Below are 15,751 nucleotides of genomic sequence, written 5' to 3' on the forward strand. Positions count from 1 at the left end.
GTGACGAAGTAGCGCGTCGCGGTCGTTATGGTTGAGATCAAATTCGACTAGCACGGCAGGGGCTCCGATCAGACTGTGATCCCCGCGAATCTACCCATTGCGATGCAAGTTTCCAACTGGCCCGTCGATCAACACGCCTATTGCTGGGGATTTGGCCTGTACCAATGGCGCCCGACTGTCGAACTGGAAAGATTTAGAGCGCGAGCAACCTCTAACTGATTGAGGCCCTTGGCTTTGAGCGCGTGAACCGCCTTGGTGGTTTCGACGCCCCTGGCGGCTTGCGGGTGCGTCAGCTCTGCCTGATCAGCGTCCAATTGCACATCGAAAAGCTTCAGCTCATTGAGCTCTCGGACGGTCTCTTCCAGGACTTCTCTGGCTGACACCCCGCGCTGTGCGCCGTGTGCAAGAGCTAAGAGGGTGAGCGGGGCAATCTGCATGCCCCGCGCAACGGAATCGTTGGCTTCGATCGTCACCGCTCGCTCACCTCGCTCCAGTCGGCTGACGTACGAAGTGTCTACGCCGACTGAAAGATCCTGCTGTCTAAACCCCTTGTTTTTCCGTAGCAAACGGAGCGTCAAGGCATAGGCGTCGCGGAGCAACATACACGTGTCCTGCAAAAGGAGACGGTATGCCGTGTTTGTTATGTCCCTCACAAATGTATATAGTCATGCATCCGGGATTTCCGATTTTCTTATGGTTTTTCAACGGATGTCGGCATGACTCCCAGGCCTGCTGCCGCCTCTCACAAGGGGCCTGCCGAGTTGCCCTGGTCGCCGATTAGCCGCCAGCCATAGGCCCGCAGCCTCCAGACCGATCGGCTTCACGACGGAAGAGGGCGAGTTGGACACTGCCTGCTCACGGAATTTAGATAAATTGATAAAGGGATTGCTGTATGTCGCAAATGCGCAAAATTGTCGTAACGGTTAGAAATCATAAAGACAGCGACACAGGCAATTCTTCGACGCTCTATCAGCGAGTAAGGGCTGAAGATGAATCGGGCAATACTATCTACTTTAAAGCGTTGTTAATCCCCGATTACATTAGAAAAAAGGGCGCCTATGATAAGGACGTTCCGCGAACTTGGTTCGTGAAAGAGACCTCGAAAAAAATTACTGTTGTTGTTGGCTTTGAAAATAGCAGGGGTGAGTTTTTCTTTGATGCCGATGAGCTCCGGGAAGTTACTCGCGGAGCAAGGGTACAAGGTTTGATTTTTGCTATTGCCGCGGTACCAGCGTCTGTAATTATTGCAATCGCAACGTACGGATTAGGGCTGCTCCTAATGCCAGTGTTTTTTTTCTTGGCTTATCGATTCTTTTTCAAAATTCCTGCTGTGTTAGGACATAAAACTCTGCAACGTGATTTTGAGGGGTTTGGGATCAAAATTTAGCGCTTACGATTGTTCTAGTCGGATAGGCTTTGCATGAGACGAAACTATGAGTCGCAAAGTACCCACTACAGCGAAATGCCAAGATCCTGGCGATGGTAGCGGTGATTTCATAATTGACCTTCCGCCAGAGATACTAGCGGCTCTGGGCGTTGGCATCGGAGACTTATTAAGTGTTGAGCTAGTTGATGGTTTGATAGTTCTCAAAAAAGTGCGCGATGATGAAAGGACGTCGTGAGAGTTGGCCAGCTGTGCGCGTTTTCAAGGGGGATGTTGGCTATTCGCCCAAAAGGTTTTTTCGGGTGGCATCAAAAAATAGCGTTTTTGTCGGATGGTATTAGTTGTGTAGGGTAGGGGAATGAGCTGGGAAGTGACTATCGAAAACTGGGATGGGGAGGGCGCTATCGGCATTCCCGACGAAGCGTTGCACAAGCTAGGCGTCAATGTTGGCGATAGCGTCTACCTGTTGATTGAGTACGTCGGCAATGTTCCCTGCCTTGTGCTCAGCAAAACACCTCAAGTCCCGGATCGCACCGATGAGCTGGTTTCGCATTGGGATCGATCTGGGGAGGAGTCGCAGTGATCATGCTGGGCGACTCGTGGTTGCGAGCAGCGATCGATGAAGTGTTTGGCAGATATCTACAGGGCTTGGGAGCTTCCGTGAAACTGGCCGATTCAGGCAATGGAAACGACTCAGGTGAGTGATGATTTTGACGCGCCTGATTCGTCGCGCGAGGTTGACGAACAAGTAGGTCATTACGACGTGCCCCTGTGTCCAAATCGTCTAATTTTGGCTGTCGAAGCTGCGCGTGGGCCGGGCACTGCGCTCGCGTTGCTCCGAGAGCATCTGCAGCTGCGCGAAACCGCAACGATGGTGTTCTCTGCCTACAGCGATTGCTTCTTTTTGCGGCTAGATGAGATCGACCGCTTTCAGAACCGGCGTGTCGGCGGGCTGGAGGCAGTGACAACTATGCCGTTCAAGGCGGTCGAGATCTTCAAGCACGAGATTTCGACCTGGACAGGTTGAGATGTTGCTGGAGTTGAAGACATGCAGGGTGTTAGGGCGCTTACAGCGCTTGGATTGATTCCCGACGCACCGTGAACGGGTGCTCCGCGCAAATCAGAGCTAAACGCTCAAGGGGTGGTTCCGAAAGTGTTGTCGGTGAGTTTTCATGAGAGGCTTATTCGCGCCGCCTTCCACCATTGAAAGCAAGTCGAGGCCCTCTCTGTAGCTGAGCTGAAACTTGTCTGTTGTTGCCTGCCTTGCGGTGATCAGATCCTTCGAGGCGCTGGGTGAGAGACGCATTTGTCTAAAGCTCATATGACTGAGCGCAATCTTTATAATGGAGCGGCTGTTTCGTAGCTTGAAAACGGAGTAGGTGCCGACGGTGGGCTACATGACGACAGCGCTGGCTGAGCAGGACATTAGCCGCTATCTCATGCAACGCTAGAACTGGACAAGGCCGCATCAGCACAACGGTTTCGTACCGCCGGCGGTTGTGGAAGAAAAACTCAACTCTGTGTCCGGGAATTGTTGACCACTACATATGGCTCTGTGTCGAGCGGGGGATAGGGGCAGCGCACGTTCGGTGCGCTGCCCGGTGAGGCGGTTGTTACCGGCCTTACGGCGTCTTCAGTTTTGCGTGTGCATCCAAATCCCTGCGCAGAGTCGCCACATTCTCAGCGGACACTTCCATGGCGCCGTTGGACTACCCTCGCTCCGGTAGACATCCCCGGCCTATGAATCGCGTTTTGATGCCTCCCAGGGCCCAAAGATCGTCCACGCTCCTGTGATCACTGCATAAGCGCTTTAGGGCGCATGTACAGTCATTATCTGAGGGTATAGGGTAGAGCCGGAATTCTCGATCTTTGGAGGGGTGCATGTATCAGGCTATAGGGATTGCCAAGACCCTCAGTATTTTTGCCACCCTGTGTCTGGTGGCTTTTATTGTTCTTAACCACGGCAATATCAGTGCCCTGATGGCGGGGCCACTGCCGGCGCTCGGGCGTGCCGTGTCATCGAGTGTTGCTGCGGGTAGCCTCGTTCTTTTCCTCGTGGGACAAACATTCCTCTTTCCTTGGATCTGCAGGTTGCCCCTGATCTGCAAGATCTTTCCTCCCATCGACGGCGTTTGGAATATGCGCTTGGACTCTAATTGGGGGGTGATTCAAAAGTGGCTTGGGCTGGGCGACGGCACGCAGCTTCATGTCGTCGAGGGGAAGGTACGAATCAAGTCGCGGTTCTTCAGTGTAGGGATGGAGTTCGAGTCGAACGACCGTTATTCAGACTCCAAGACGATCTGTGTCTCTGTTCGTCCGAGTACGCAAGCTGGTCTGATCGAGTTGAACTACATGTTCGTCAACAGCACTCTGGTGCCAGTCCCGACTGACTCCAATTCGCATAATGGTGCGGCTAGGGTCTTTCTCAAGGAGGACGGTGGGCGCCTATTCATGGAAGGAACCTACTTCACGGATCGTAACTGGACAGACGGTCTCAACACTGCAGGGAGGGTGACCTTTACCCGTGATTTAGCTGGCTAACCTTGGCAAAGAGCTTTTGACGCAAAAAGTTACAAATACAATATGTAGTGTAATTTTAGTGTCATTGATCTATATGTTGTGTGGTGGCACCATGTCATCTCAGACGTGTGGTCATGCCCACTTGCTGCTGCCCCTCGCTAAGTAACGGCCCTCGGCGGACATTACTTGGCAAAGGGTTACAGTCTTGAGATCCGTCGGCGCTTGAGTGCTAAGGGGCCTCAATACCTCGTTCAGCAATTGCAGCTGGCACCGTTCAACATCCATTTGAGCGGAGACTCCTCATGCCAAATTTTAGGTTCTTCACGGAATCCCGGGAAACACAGAAACAAGAACGCCGATTTGATTGATGATGTTCGTGCGAGCAAACACATCTACCAAACCGGCGTTCTTATGCGCGATATTAATACTTTCCTTCCTTTTTGGGAGGGCTTTTCTGTCGTCACGATCAAGCCTGATGGCGACGCGCTTCAGATCGAACTGATTCCCCACGCCACCCGATTCCCTTCCTGTGGCGGCTGCCAAAAGCCCTGTTCAACCACTCATGAGTATTGCGAACGAACCATTCGCGATCTGCCGATTCTCGGCCGTGCGGTGCGCCTCAGCGTGTTGCTCAGGCGGGTGGGCTGTCGTGACTGCGGCAAGCGCATGGAGGCTGTCAGTTGGCTGGACCGCTATGCCCGCATGACGCGCCGCTTAGCCGAGGCAGTCATTCAAGCCTGCGAGCGCCTTCCCACGCTACACGTGGCTCAGATGTTCGGGCTGCATTGGGACACCGTTCGGTTGCTGGAGCGTCGAGCCTTGCAAGCGGCGTTGAGCGTTTTGCCAAAGGCGCAACCGCGACGCCTAGTGATGGACGAGTTCGCCCTTTTCAAAGGTCATCGTTACGCCAGTGTGGTGCTGGATGCGGATACCCGGCGAGTGCTGTGGATCGGTGAAGGCCGCAGCCGAGCGGCAGTCAGGCCTTTCTTCGAAGAACTGGGGCCAGAGGGTTGTGCTCGAATCGAAGCGGTGGCGATGGACATGAACACCGCTTTTGACCTGGAGGTTCGTCAGCACTGTCTCAACGCGAGAGTGGTCTACGACCTCTTCCATGTGGTGGCCAAATATGGCCGAGAGGTGATTGATCGGGTCCGCGTCGACGAGGCTAACCGGTTGCGCCACGACAAGCCTGCCCGCAAGGTCATCAAGCAGGCGCGATGGCTATTGCTGCGCAATCCGCAGAACTTGAAAGCGCCGGAACAACAGGTCCGTCTGGAGGACCTGCTGGCCGCCAACCAAGCGTTGATGACGGTCTATTTGATGAAGGCTGAACTCAAAACACTCTGGACGCCGAGTACTGCCTGGGCCTGGCGATCGGCCTGGAAGCAATGGCTGCGCCATGCCCAGGAAAGCGAACTACCGGCTCTGATCCAGTTCGCCAAACGACTAAAGACTTACTGGCGGGGCATCATCAGCCGGGTTCGCTGGCCGATGCACACCGGTCAGTTGGAAGGAATAAACAATCGAATAAAGGTGATCAAGCGGATGGCGTACGGTTACCGGGATAGCGAATTCTTTTTCATGAAGATCAAGAGCGTCTTTCCCGGCAATCCGTGATGAACCAAATTTTAGCCCACTGCTGTTCACGACGACCGGGGAGTCCTGCTTCCTTGATGAGCTCAACCTTGACGCTGGAGAGTTGTCTCAGATTGATGGTGCACGAAAGGATATTAGGGAGGCCCTGAAGGCTGGTCTCCCTCAGAAACTACGCGATAAAGGCCTAGAGGGCGATGTTTGTGAGCCGCGTTTCTACATCCAGGGATCTCGCGCTTACAAGACGCTCAACAGCCCCTGTTTCACACCGCCGCAGCAGTCGGATATCGATGATGGTGTCTATCTGCCGCTGAGTGTCATGCGCGAGGAAAGCAGCCCCAAGCTTGCGATTAGCTTGTTTTTCGACGCCGTAATTGAAGTGCTCGGCCCGCTCTGTAGGGCCAACTGGTGGAGTACGAAAAGCAAAGACACCTGTGTCCGCGTGACGATCTCTGATCGAGCTCACATTGACCTCCCTTTGTACGTCATCCCCGACAAGCTGTTTATGCAGATCAAGGCCAATATGGAGAGCCGTGGGCACGCCGTGTTCGACGCTGCTATCAACTCCGAGCAGGACAGCTGGAAAACGCTGCCGAAAGATAAAATTCTGCTGGCAGACCGTGAACAGGGTTGGCGCAAATCCGACCCGATGGCGATGAAAAACTGGTTCAAGCATGAGGCTTTGGAAAAAGGCGATCAGCTTGTTCGGGTTGTGCGGTACCTCAAGGCATTCCGAGATAAGCAGTGGAAAGAAAAGGGGCCTAGCTCCATCCTTCTCATGGCCGCTGCCTGTCCCTTGTTTGAGTACCATGACAAGCGCGATGACCGCTCTCTGCTGAACGTGGTCAAGGGCATCCCCGCAGCGCTTCGGGCTGGCGTGAAAAGTCCAATCGATCCGGAGGCTTCGCTCACTGCACATCTGAGCCGAGAGGATATCGATACAGCGGTCATGCACTTCCAGGATTTTGCACAGTACCTGCAAGGAGCCATCGACTCGCCAGATCCGCATACAGCTTACGCTTGGATGCATAAGATGCTTGGTGATCGTTTTCCGAATGCCCCTCATCGTATGAAGGCGTCTGACGGCATGCCCGCATCAATGGCCGCGATTGCTCCGCTAGCGGGCCCACCGGAGACAGTTAAGCGCACCAAGGCAGGTTGAGCGCGTGGAGCAGTTACCGGAGGTGCTTCGTCACATGGTGGCTTGGGGATTTACCAAGGTGGATCCTCAACCGCATGGTGATTGGATCGTCATGAACGGTGGGTTGCCGACTGCTACGCAAGGCAATGTGCCGTGTGATGTGTGGATTGATCGAACACACCAACGGGTGCCTATGGTGAGGCTCACCCGGCTGCCTGATCACCTCCCGGGACTGGTACCCCATCTGGGGCCGTCGGGCTTTCTTTGCTATTCGGCTCCAGGCACTGAGGTGGTCGACATCTTCGACCCTGTTGAGCAGACCCGTACCTCATTGCTTCAAGCCGCTCATGTGCTTGAGCAGATCCTCGCAGGAGGGATGGTCGAGGATCTACAGGAGGAGTTTTTTGCATTCTGGCAGGGGGCGTCCTGCTTTCATGACGTAGAGCGGCGCTCGTCAGGGTCGCTGAAAATGCTCAGGTTGTCTGACTCAGGCATGTTCGTGATTACTGACGACGATGAACGAAGTCGGCTCAAGTTTGCTCGCAGCGGCAGGACGATTGGAGACTTTAGTTCTCAGCTGGTCATGCTCACGTCTACTGCTGCCCCTAGGCCCCTGCAGGAGTACTGGCCACCGGAAAATGTCGACCAGATTCTGGCTTGGCAGGGGAAGCTGGATGGTGCCTGCCGGCGCAAAATCTACGATAAGATCGTTGATGCATACCGTGAGCGCTGGAACGCCATCGCTTTTGTCATCGAGTCCAAGAAGACCGGTTATAGCTACGGCTTTATGGTGTATGAACTCCAGCGTAACCGGCCACCTGGTCAGGCCTATACCGATCAGGGGCTCCCAATCTTCGATTGCCCTGTCCAACCTTTGGAAATGGTGCGCGTGGACGACAAGTATTTGTGCCAGCGCAATATCCCTAAGCAAGCCACCTTCATAGGAAAACGCATCGCCTTGATTGGCTGCGGCACCATCGGAGGTTTTCTCGCTGAGATGCTCATGAAGGCAGGGGCGGGCCTGGGCGGTGGAGAGCTGCTGCTGATCGATAATGACAGCTTGGCACCACAGAATCTGGGCCGACATCGACTGGGATTCAATCGACTATTCCTTCCGAAATCGTCTGCGCTGGCGAGCGAGCTCAAGGTTTCCATGCCGGCGCTGAACGTGAAAGCATTTGAGGTCAAAGCCCAAGAGGTGAACCTATCTGGGGTTGATCTCGTCATTGATGCGACAGGAGAAGAGGCATTCGGGCATTGGCTGGCTAAGGCTATCTCCAGCCCGCTACTACACGTCTGGATCGAAGGTGCAGGCGTCGCCGTGAGAGCTCTGACCAGGTTCGAGGCACGGCAAGGTTGTTACCGTTGCCTGACTGATCACAATCATGAGGGAGCGCTGATATCTGTCGAAGGGGGTCTAGAGCCCATCTTTGCAGGGCAGGGTTGTGAAGGGCTGTATGTGCCTTTCCCGGCGTCTGTCTCGATCCAGGCGGCTGCTTTGGCACTCGATTCGGCATTAGCCTGGGTTGGCGCAAAAGCCTGGCCCTCGCTCTCGACTCGTGTGGTCGACACGAGCTACGAGTTGCTGACGCAGGATTGCTCTCCTTTAAAGCGTCCTGGATGCCCTGCATGCAGTTCATGAATACCTGGAAGGTACCTGGTGGCGACCAGCTCGTTTATTTGCAGCAGCAGCCACTGGAGGTGTTTGGTCGGTACATCCAGGATGGCACTGACTCAAAAGAGGCAGGTGGCATTTTGCTTGGCCACGTGCGTGGTGAGCACCTGGAGATTATCGAGGCTACGGAGCCGAGCACCATGGATAGGCGTTTCCGTTACCTTTTCGAGCGTATGACCTTTTTCCACCACCGGCTCGCGATGAAAAGGTGGAGTGATAGCCACGGCCTGATTCGTTACGTCGGTGAATGGCACACTCATCCTCAGGATTACCCGACACCTTCCTCAACCGATCTCCATGAGTGGCAGATTCTGGCCGCTGATCGACGTGATGAAAGGCCTTTGCTGGCATTGATCGTTGGTTGCCAGAGCCTGCATGTCGAATACATGCACTGCACTGGCAAAAGGCAGGTGCTGAAGCATGGCGTGGAATAGGGAGCCAAGGCAGGCCTGCTACGAGGCATCTACCCTGGCCGGGCTCAGCGTAGCAACGGCCGACGCTGCGCGTAGGCCGTCGAGATGACCGAGGGCTCTACTTGTGTTGGGTGCCTTTCACGTACTGAAAAGTAGGTAAGTGCGGGGTATTCCCAGTCGCCATCTGAACTTCATGGAGATTCAAGGAACGCCTCAAGTTGCTCGCCGAAAACTTTCTGGTGCTGAGCTTTGCCAAAACTGACCAGAGTTCACAGATCAGTCGGAGCTCGCGAGCTGACATAGGCCGAGCGGGATCGTTGCTAGAGGGAAACAAGAAGTCATCTCTTTTGATTTTGTTACGGTTGATGTATGCCTCAACAGTTGACACGCCGGGCATCGATAGCGCGTCACTTTGCGCTAACAAAATCTGTTTGCGCTGAAGAGGATGCCCAGATTTGGAGAGATCGATGTGCGCAATAATTCGGGGCGGCTGGTCGGAGAACTCGGATTGCCGCAAGGCCAGTTCGCTCGCCTTAATTCCCAGGAACTCGTTGCTACGTAGCCCCGACAGCATAAACACAAGCAGCGTCATATCACGCAGATTGCCAGACTCTTCCACCACACGAACGATTGACCGGAGCTCCTCTGCGCTTATCAACGTAGGCATCTCTGATCCTGAGGCACCTTCGAGGCTCTGCGCTTCTGTTGCTGGTGTCTGGTTGTTGCCTGCATCGTCAATCAACGCTGGCTGCGACTCTGGCTGGGCAGTGACGGTTGAGGCACTCTGAGGTGCTAGGGCGGTCAAGCTGGTCAAGGGGAGCGAATGTACCAACTGCTGCAGGTTGGCCGGGAGTATGTGTAATGCAGGATCTGCCTGCGCAGCCATGTTAATCGCGTACTTGATCGCGTCGCGTACTTCACTTTCAGATGGAGTGTAAGGATCTCCACTATAAACCTTGGCCGACATTGTCACGTCATGATAATCGTCATAGCCAAAACCCCGGGCGAGGAGCTCCCGCGCTTTTGAGAGGCTGATGGGATACAGGCCTGACCAGTCACGGGTCAGTCGTTTGGCGATTTGCTTGAAGCCTTTCTGAGGGGCGAGATCAGAGGGATAGACAGGAACGCGCATGCAGTTCTCCATAATGCCATGGTGTCGGCTGCCCACTGGCAAATGTCGAATTGCGTGCCGGTGTGGGAGATGCAACCTGTGCTGAAAGCTATGCGTGCCGACCGCGCGGTTCAGGAATACCGCAAGACCCTGATGCTAGCATGAGCATGGGAACGGCATCCATTCGGTGTTCACTTCAGGGCGTGTATTGGCCAATAGGGACGGAACCCAATACCGAACGTATCCTCAAGCAGGTGAGCTTCTCGAAACTCGATTGATGGATCCGCACTGAGGGTCTGGTAGATGTCTCTTTTACCCGCTTCCGGCATGCGTGCGCCGAAAATGATGGCGGAGATCGGCGCAGGGGCTCGATAGAGTTTTGCTCCAACGGGCGATACGACTCGCCACTCCTTCTCATAGCTCCATTGACGTGCCTTGGTGTACACGCAGATATCGATGAAGTTCTCGTCCGCGTCAGCAGCCAAGTTTTTCGCAGAAAGCGACGGGTACGTATCGGTATATCTGACGGGGCGCGCCATCCTCTCCAAGAGGCTGTCGTCGTCAACCCTGTACTCGATGCAGAACCCTTTGTGGTATTGCGCGTAATGAGACCACATCAGGATCTCGTTGGGTGATTCTGTGAGGCAAAGTACACCGATGCTGGCCATCTGGGCGGCTAGCGAGTCGCGAAGCTGCACGTACGCTGCCTCGTCCTGAGCACTCACCAACCTGAGAGAGTTATCTAATTGAGTGCCATGTTTTTTCGCCACCAGCTCTACTGCGTGAGCAACGGACTCTTCTAGCTTCTTCGGATCAAGGTTTATCGCGCAGTCGAAAGGGTCGTTAAAGGATTCGGGGCTGGACAGCCAGACGGTTCCCTCAACCAGTGACTTGAGGGAGTACTCGGTGACGCTCTGGTACTTGTACAGGAAGGCGGGGATGCGCATAACGTAGACCGATTTTCGTGGCTGGGAGTTTGCGCCTGTAGCGCTGACCAGTTCAAAAGCTAAGAGTTGGTCGAGCCAGGACGCCGTTCAATGGTGAGGCTGGTTAAAGAGCGGAGGGCCCCGTATGCCCGTATGCGAGACCTAGCGGTTTCCATTGTTTCCGCCGCGTGATCGCCGAACGCGGCAGGGGAGCAGGGCAGACGCCCGAGTAGCTGAGTAGCTCGGCTCACGATAGCTGGCCTGGAAATCTACACACAGACGCCTGCATCTGCGCGTTGAGCAAGTGCATGGCATTGGGATGAACCAGCCGCTCAGTAATGGTATCCAGGAGTCTTCTTAAACGGAAAAATGGAGATACTGATGGCTCAATCATCCAAAAACGGCCCCAATGCTTGGTTTGCACCTGCCAGCGCGCCCGTCTACAAGTTCTTCTTGCTGCCGTTGATGATGCTTCTCCCGCTGTGCGGGCTCTGGATGCAGGGGCACCTGACACAGGCAAATGCAGTGTGGTCGTGTGCTGCATCGTCGCTGGTTTACATGCTCTTGCCCCTAACAACGTCCCTGTGGCGTGATGACGATCTACGTGCGTACCGGGGGTACCGAGCAGTGATCGTGGCCGAACTCAGGGAGCCTAGTACCTCACCTAAGCGCAGGCGCTACCTGCTCCGCCGCCTGTCCAAGCTGAAAAGTCAGTATCACCTGGTCTTAAATCCTGCACCGGCTATGAGGGTTGCAATGACGCTGGGGTCAACAGCGTCCCATTTAGCTCGCGTGATCTCGCGATTCTGGTAGCTTATTCGCAGTCTGGCCTGCTGCTAGAGCGGCCAATCATGGCATACGAAAGCTCTGCCCCGCGCAGCAAGGAAAGTGTGTAAACCTCTATTTTTGACCTGTAAACCGCTTAGGTTTACAGGTCAAATTTCAAGGCTACACGCGGGCACCTCCAAGAAATTATGGCGAATTATGGCTCAGCAATAATTCCCCGCAGAGCCCCATGCTAGGAGCCTCGCCAAAAGTGAGCGCCTGGCTATGTGCGTGGTCAAGGTGCGTTCGATGACCCCTTACGCTCGACGTGTTCAAGACCTGCGATTTGCTTCATCTGTCTCTACTCGTGAAACAAGTCCGAGCTCAGTGAGCGCCTTCACGTTCTCCGGCTCTACAACCCGGGAGATATCCGACGCTGTCCAACTCGACATCTCTTGCCGAAAAATTTCGCCCGCACGAAAAGGCATCGTCGACACCGCCTCCAGCAATCCGACTCGCTTATTTTAGCGATCAATGTCGTCCAGCAGCAGGAAATAGCACTCCGCGTACTCTGAGTAGACGAGCCGAGCTGACGCACGATGATGCAGATGCTCGCGCAGCAACTCCAGGGCAAACCCAGGGCCTCGGACTGCTTCGACTGCAGTTATCATTCGGCTCGGACACAGCGGCAAGTCATGTCGAGCTGCTCCTTGGAGGTGCGCACTCAACGCCTGTCGCTCCCCAATCTTCTCCATACTTTACCCTTGCCTTTGAATCATCATGAACTGAGGGTAAATCCCCCACGGAGCCGGGCAAATGCCCTCTCTCCAATACCTACGGATACAGCATGAAAGCACTGTCATCATGCCACTGGCCAGGATCGATATGACTTACATTAATTTGCCCATTGATCAACAAGCTGCAATCAGCGACGTCGATGAGGAGGCGCTTAGTGCGGCAGTACAGAGGTGCCTGGATGAAGAGCGTGTCGGCCCGATTCAAGGCCTTGGGCTCAATGGCTGTGGGCCATACGTGGGTAACAAGCTGAATCTATTCCAGCAAGCGATTGCTGAGCACTGCAAGGCCAAGGCTTATGCCAAGCGCGAACGCACTCGGCAGGATGCACTGAATGCCGGCGATGACCTCATTCACGCTGTGCAGCAGATGAAAGAGCGGCTCGAAGAAGAGCGCAAACAGGGGGAGCTGTTCTTCATTGATGATCAAATCATGCCGCCTTTCCATCTCGGCAAGCGACTGTCAGTGCAAGTGTCGTATCGCTGGCGAGCGTCCTCGTCTGCGGACTGGAAGTATGGGTACCTGACGTTCGTCTACGATTTCTCCCCTCAGCCCAACTACGCCACGCCGCTGCCCAAGCGCAAACCCAGCTCGGCGCAGGCGGCGAGGGATCTCGAAGACAGCCTGTACCGCGAATGGGAGCACTTGAAAACTTTGGCGCTCTACTCCATGAGGAAGTTCTTCCGCGATGGCGGCGACGGTGATGCTGTGCCTGAGAAGTTTACGGTGCGCCCTAGTCGATACGGTGCAGGCCTGGATAACCTCAGTTGTGATTTTTGGCTGCCCGAGAGGTCAGCACCATAAACCCGGCCAGCTGTCAGCTTCGATGGTCACTGATGGGATTGAGGGGGCTTAGGGGGCCAGGGAAGGCAGAGGGAAATCGCCATCCTTGGCAGCCGAAAGCTACAGCTTTTGCTTTGAGCTCAAACCGCTGTGATTTTCGTCGAGGTACAGGATCGCCTGTGACAGTTACCGTCTCGTGCAGCACGTAAGCATCAGCTCAGGTTTCGCTTTGAGGGTTGAGCGAGTTCGATCGCTTCTGCCTAGGTTTCGAGGGCGCTCATCAATCTCCGGTCTTCTCGGGCATCTCCACTGCGTGGCTCGTGGTCATGGCAGTGTCTGAGCAGTGCCTCCAGATCGTTGTAATTTAGGTCTAAATCGATGAGCATAAATTCTCTCCGATACATTGATTTGCCATAGGCATGCTACGGGGTTTCATCCGCTTGCCTGGGATGTTACCTCGGCATTTACCTTGTTTGAGCGATGAAGGATTTGCGGTTGAAGACTGACGCAGAGGCGCTGGTGTGGGAGTTGGCTGGCGAGCGTTATGGGGATGACTTGGAGCAAGTCGTCACTGCAGCTATCCAATCGTTCAAGCGGCGCCCTGGGCTCGGTGGCCTTACTTGGGTGTACGCTCAAACCATTGGTGAGCAGGGGTTGTGGGTGCTCATCGAGGCTCTTTCCTGTAACGCGGTGGGCAGATTCCATGTCGCGAACGGTGGCGTCGAAATTCGTATCGGGCTCCTGAGTCACTTGCTCTGGTGTCTCCGTCAAAAGTTGATGGACGATGGGCACGCTCCGGCTCGCATGAGGGATGATCATTTTGCGGGCGATCTAGGCCTATAGGTTGTTTCTCATCACTCAGGGTTGGCGCTCCGGAAAGACACCCGCATCCACTGGTTAGCGTTGTTTCATCAGGACTGGTCAGAACAGCTCAAACTCATGCTCGTCAACAGCCTTGTAGATTCTGCCTTTCAGATCAGTTGCGAATGCTCGAATGGTCAGTATGGCTTGCTGTACTTCTGCATGATCAAGCTGAATCGGAACATCATCGATAGTCCTCCCGTTGCGATGCACGATGTCATGCCGCTTGGAGCAGATCGTACTGATCTCGTTCAGATCGAGACCGGCCATGTGATGTCCAAACGCCGCACTCATCACTGTTTTGATGGTTGAGGGATTGTGGAAGGAGAGGGTGGAGAGCGTATTCAACACGATGCTTTCCATGCCTTTGGGCTGGTCGATGATTTCCTTGAGGGTGAATTTCTTCTTGCTCAAGTCGTCGTAACCTTTCGCTATGTTGACCATGAAGGTCGGGTGGCTCACCACCAGCGAGCGCACAACTGAGCTGATGAGCGATTCGAGCAAGGTCACTGAGTGGGCGTAGACGAGCTTGTAGAGCGTCTGGGTTTTATCTCTGTCCAGGGGCTGATCCAGAAGGTCTGAGGCAGTGACCAGCTCCTGCGCAAACTCGTTGAAGAACGTGTTGTGTGAGTGCCGCTCCAACCATCGATATTCAGCCTCTTCTTCGAATGCATCGCGCATTGAAGAGTACTCGGCAGACATCCTTTCCCACGTTTCGACGTCTTCGTCTGGGTCAATCTCAATGCCGTAGGTGGCTTTGATCCAGGCCAGGCATCGCGCCTGTTCAGCGTCGAAGTAATAGTCTTTCGTTGAGCTCATTTTGCCTGTTCGTCCTTTCAGTGGGCGATGGTGTAATCGGTTGGAGCTGTGTGAGAGCGATCTGTTGAAAGCGCTAGGCTGGTGGGCCTGCCAGTGGCTACTGGTTAGCTCCCCGTGCTTGCCGCCGGGAGTCCTTTCGGCCCTGGTGAATGATTGCTTCGCACAAAGGGCCACGTCACCAGCAGGAACACAGCCATTCCCGCTAGGTCGGCCAGGAAGTGATGGTACGCCTCGGTGAACGGTATGCCGTTGGTGGCTGGGTCGACGAATACCTCGTTTCCAATCGAAAAGAAGAGCGTAATGGCTACGCCAATCCATGGTGTCCATGAGGTGCCCTCGTTGAAGTCCCGGGCGATCGAGCGCTTCAGAACCTTCAGAAATGACAGTGGCCATGAGGCAAGCGGTATTACACGGATCGCCTGCAGCACCTGGCGCAGACTGGGTTGCTGCAGACGATTACGCGGGAAGCTGAGGTAGCTGAAAAACAGGGGGAAAGTGAACCCGAATAGCACATTGCACATCGAGTAATTCCAACCGATGATGTCAAAAACGAAGAATTGGATAACACAGAACGCGATCGAGATTGCAGCGAAAATCAGGCCAGGAATAAAGACTTTGAAACGCTTCAGCAGCATGGCAATACCTTGTAAGTGACGGGGAATCGCCCGCTCACACACGCTAGCGGTAACACGCCTTGTAGGGCAACTCCGCCCCTGTACGCCACGCAACTCCATGCAGTAGGTGTATGTACTGAACGATCCAGCCCCCAGAGACTTCCTGCCTGAGCAACCCACAGCCTGGCATTGCCGGGCTGTGCATCGACTCAGGAGAGGTTGAGCGCAAGCGGAGCGCGAAAGCGAGTCGGATGAAAGCCCGAAGGCCAAGTCCCGGGCGAAGCCCAGGGGCTTGGTTCACGACAGTCGGTCTGCAAGGCTCGCCCCGTTATTATCTTCTCTGCATGGTCA

15 protein-coding genes and 1 pseudogene are annotated in these 15,751 nt (G+C 54.7%); 11 read left to right on the plus strand and 5 right to left on the minus strand.

The features are described from left to right. Positions 1–137: 137 nt before the first annotated feature. Positions 138–602, minus strand: a complete 465-nt coding sequence (locus SA190iCDA_RS11835; RefSeq protein WP_070888292.1) for a helix-turn-helix domain-containing protein — start codon at positions 600–602, stop codon at positions 138–140. Between the two features lie 290 nt (positions 603–892). Between SA190iCDA_RS11835 and SA190iCDA_RS11840 the strand changes: the two genes are divergently transcribed. From SA190iCDA_RS11840 to SA190iCDA_RS11885, 10 genes and pseudogenes are all read left to right on the plus strand, one after another. Next, entirely contained in the window at positions 893–1,387 is a 495-nt protein-coding gene (locus SA190iCDA_RS11840; RefSeq protein WP_070888291.1) for a hypothetical protein, read from the plus strand. 46 nt (positions 1,388–1,433) lie between these two features. Then, complete coding sequence (locus SA190iCDA_RS11845) at positions 1,434–1,622, plus strand: AbrB/MazE/SpoVT family DNA-binding domain-containing protein (protein ID WP_083329929.1); 189 nt, start codon at positions 1,434–1,436, stop codon at positions 1,620–1,622. Between the two features lie 120 nt (positions 1,623–1,742). Then, positions 1,743–1,967: a hypothetical protein gene (locus SA190iCDA_RS11850; protein WP_070888290.1), complete on the plus strand. Its 225-nt coding sequence runs from the start codon at positions 1,743–1,745 to the stop codon at positions 1,965–1,967. Between the two features lie 99 nt (positions 1,968–2,066). Beyond that, positions 2,067–2,411 carry a hypothetical protein gene (locus tag SA190iCDA_RS11855; RefSeq protein ID WP_139159579.1) on the plus strand — a complete coding sequence of 115 codons (345 nt, stop codon included), beginning with the start codon at positions 2,067–2,069 and terminating at the stop codon, positions 2,409–2,411. A gap of 316 nt (positions 2,412–2,727) precedes the next feature. After that, positions 2,728–2,922, plus strand: a pseudogene (locus SA190iCDA_RS11860) (IS3 family transposase); the annotation flags it as partial. 343 nt (positions 2,923–3,265) lie between these two features. Then, on the plus strand, positions 3,266–3,925 hold the full coding sequence (locus SA190iCDA_RS11865) for a hypothetical protein (protein WP_070888288.1): 660 nt from the start codon (positions 3,266–3,268) through the stop codon (positions 3,923–3,925). Positions 3,926–4,315: 390 nt separating this feature from the next. After that, positions 4,316–5,521 (plus strand): ISL3 family transposase, encoded by a 1,206-nt coding sequence (locus SA190iCDA_RS11870; RefSeq protein WP_329610183.1) that lies wholly within the window; start codon positions 4,316–4,318, stop codon positions 5,519–5,521. 22 nt (positions 5,522–5,543) lie between these two features. Beyond that, a complete protein-coding gene (locus tag SA190iCDA_RS11875; protein ID WP_268963897.1) occupies positions 5,544–6,659 on the plus strand; it encodes a CBASS cGAMP synthase in 1,116 nt (371 codons plus the stop codon). Between the two features lie 4 nt (positions 6,660–6,663). Then, complete coding sequence (locus SA190iCDA_RS11880; protein ID WP_070888150.1) at positions 6,664–8,280, plus strand: ThiF family adenylyltransferase; 1,617 nt, start codon at positions 6,664–6,666, stop codon at positions 8,278–8,280. Next, on the plus strand, positions 8,268–8,747 hold the full coding sequence (locus SA190iCDA_RS11885; protein ID WP_070888151.1) for a Mov34/MPN/PAD-1 family protein: 480 nt from the start codon (positions 8,268–8,270) through the stop codon (positions 8,745–8,747). Before SA190iCDA_RS11880 ends, SA190iCDA_RS11885 begins: the two co-directional genes overlap by 13 nt. Positions 8,748–8,844: 97 nt before the next feature. On the opposite strand, the gene SA190iCDA_RS11890 is transcribed toward SA190iCDA_RS11885, so the two are convergent. Together SA190iCDA_RS11890 and SA190iCDA_RS11895 are read right to left on the minus strand one after the other, a co-directional pair. Beyond that, positions 8,845–9,858, minus strand: coding sequence for a tyrosine-type recombinase/integrase (locus SA190iCDA_RS11890; protein WP_070888152.1), 1,014 nt, complete (start codon positions 9,856–9,858; stop codon positions 8,845–8,847). A 170-nt stretch (positions 9,859–10,028) separates the two neighbouring features. Further along, positions 10,029–10,784, minus strand: a complete 756-nt coding sequence (locus SA190iCDA_RS11895) for a DUF2971 domain-containing protein (RefSeq protein ID WP_070888153.1) — start codon at positions 10,782–10,784, stop codon at positions 10,029–10,031. Between the two features lie 1,629 nt (positions 10,785–12,413). Here SA190iCDA_RS11895 and SA190iCDA_RS11900 point away from each other — a divergent pair. Further along, positions 12,414–13,127, plus strand: coding sequence for a hypothetical protein (locus SA190iCDA_RS11900; RefSeq protein ID WP_070888207.1), 714 nt, complete (start codon positions 12,414–12,416; stop codon positions 13,125–13,127). Positions 13,128–14,027: 900 nt separating this feature from the next. Here SA190iCDA_RS11900 and SA190iCDA_RS11905 read toward each other — a convergent pair. Further along, positions 14,028–14,786, minus strand: a complete 759-nt coding sequence (locus SA190iCDA_RS11905; RefSeq protein WP_070888156.1) for a HEPN domain-containing protein — start codon at positions 14,784–14,786, stop codon at positions 14,028–14,030. A gap of 104 nt (positions 14,787–14,890) precedes the next feature. Further along, entirely contained in the window at positions 14,891–15,421 is a 531-nt protein-coding gene (locus tag SA190iCDA_RS11910; RefSeq protein ID WP_070888157.1) for a hypothetical protein, read from the minus strand. Positions 15,422–15,751: the final 330 nt, after the last annotated feature.

This window comes from Pseudomonas argentinensis (assembly GCF_001839655.2).
Taxonomy (GTDB): Bacteria; Pseudomonadota; Gammaproteobacteria; order Pseudomonadales; family Pseudomonadaceae; genus Aquipseudomonas; species Aquipseudomonas argentinensis_B.

Excerpts from the sequence above, each read along its gene's own strand:
- SA190iCDA_RS11835 (WP_070888292.1), bottom strand. The coding sequence starts at position 602 with ATGTTGCTCCGCGACGCCTATGCCTTGACGCTCCGTTTGCTACGGAAA.
- SA190iCDA_RS11840 (WP_070888291.1), top strand. The coding sequence starts at position 893 with ATGTCGCAAATGCGCAAAATTGTCGTAACGGTTAGAAATCATAAAGAC.
- SA190iCDA_RS11845 (WP_083329929.1), top strand. The coding sequence starts at position 1,434 with ATGAGTCGCAAAGTACCCACTACAGCGAAATGCCAAGATCCTGGCGAT.
- SA190iCDA_RS11850 (WP_070888290.1), top strand. The coding sequence starts at position 1,743 with ATGAGCTGGGAAGTGACTATCGAAAACTGGGATGGGGAGGGCGCTATC.
- SA190iCDA_RS11855 (WP_139159579.1), top strand. The coding sequence starts at position 2,067 with ATGGAAACGACTCAGGTGAGTGATGATTTTGACGCGCCTGATTCGTCG.
- SA190iCDA_RS11865 (WP_070888288.1), top strand. The coding sequence starts at position 3,266 with ATGTATCAGGCTATAGGGATTGCCAAGACCCTCAGTATTTTTGCCACC.
- SA190iCDA_RS11870 (WP_329610183.1), top strand. The coding sequence starts at position 4,316 with ATGCGCGATATTAATACTTTCCTTCCTTTTTGGGAGGGCTTTTCTGTC.
- SA190iCDA_RS11885 (WP_070888151.1), top strand. The coding sequence starts at position 8,268 with ATGCAGTTCATGAATACCTGGAAGGTACCTGGTGGCGACCAGCTCGTT.
- SA190iCDA_RS11890 (WP_070888152.1), bottom strand. The coding sequence starts at position 9,858 with ATGCGCGTTCCTGTCTATCCCTCTGATCTCGCCCCTCAGAAAGGCTTC.
- SA190iCDA_RS11895 (WP_070888153.1), bottom strand. The coding sequence starts at position 10,784 with ATGCGCATCCCCGCCTTCCTGTACAAGTACCAGAGCGTCACCGAGTAC.
- SA190iCDA_RS11900 (WP_070888207.1), top strand. The coding sequence starts at position 12,414 with ATGACTTACATTAATTTGCCCATTGATCAACAAGCTGCAATCAGCGAC.
- SA190iCDA_RS11905 (WP_070888156.1), bottom strand. The coding sequence starts at position 14,786 with ATGAGCTCAACGAAAGACTATTACTTCGACGCTGAACAGGCGCGATGC.
- SA190iCDA_RS11910 (WP_070888157.1), bottom strand. The coding sequence starts at position 15,421 with ATGCTGCTGAAGCGTTTCAAAGTCTTTATTCCTGGCCTGATTTTCGCT.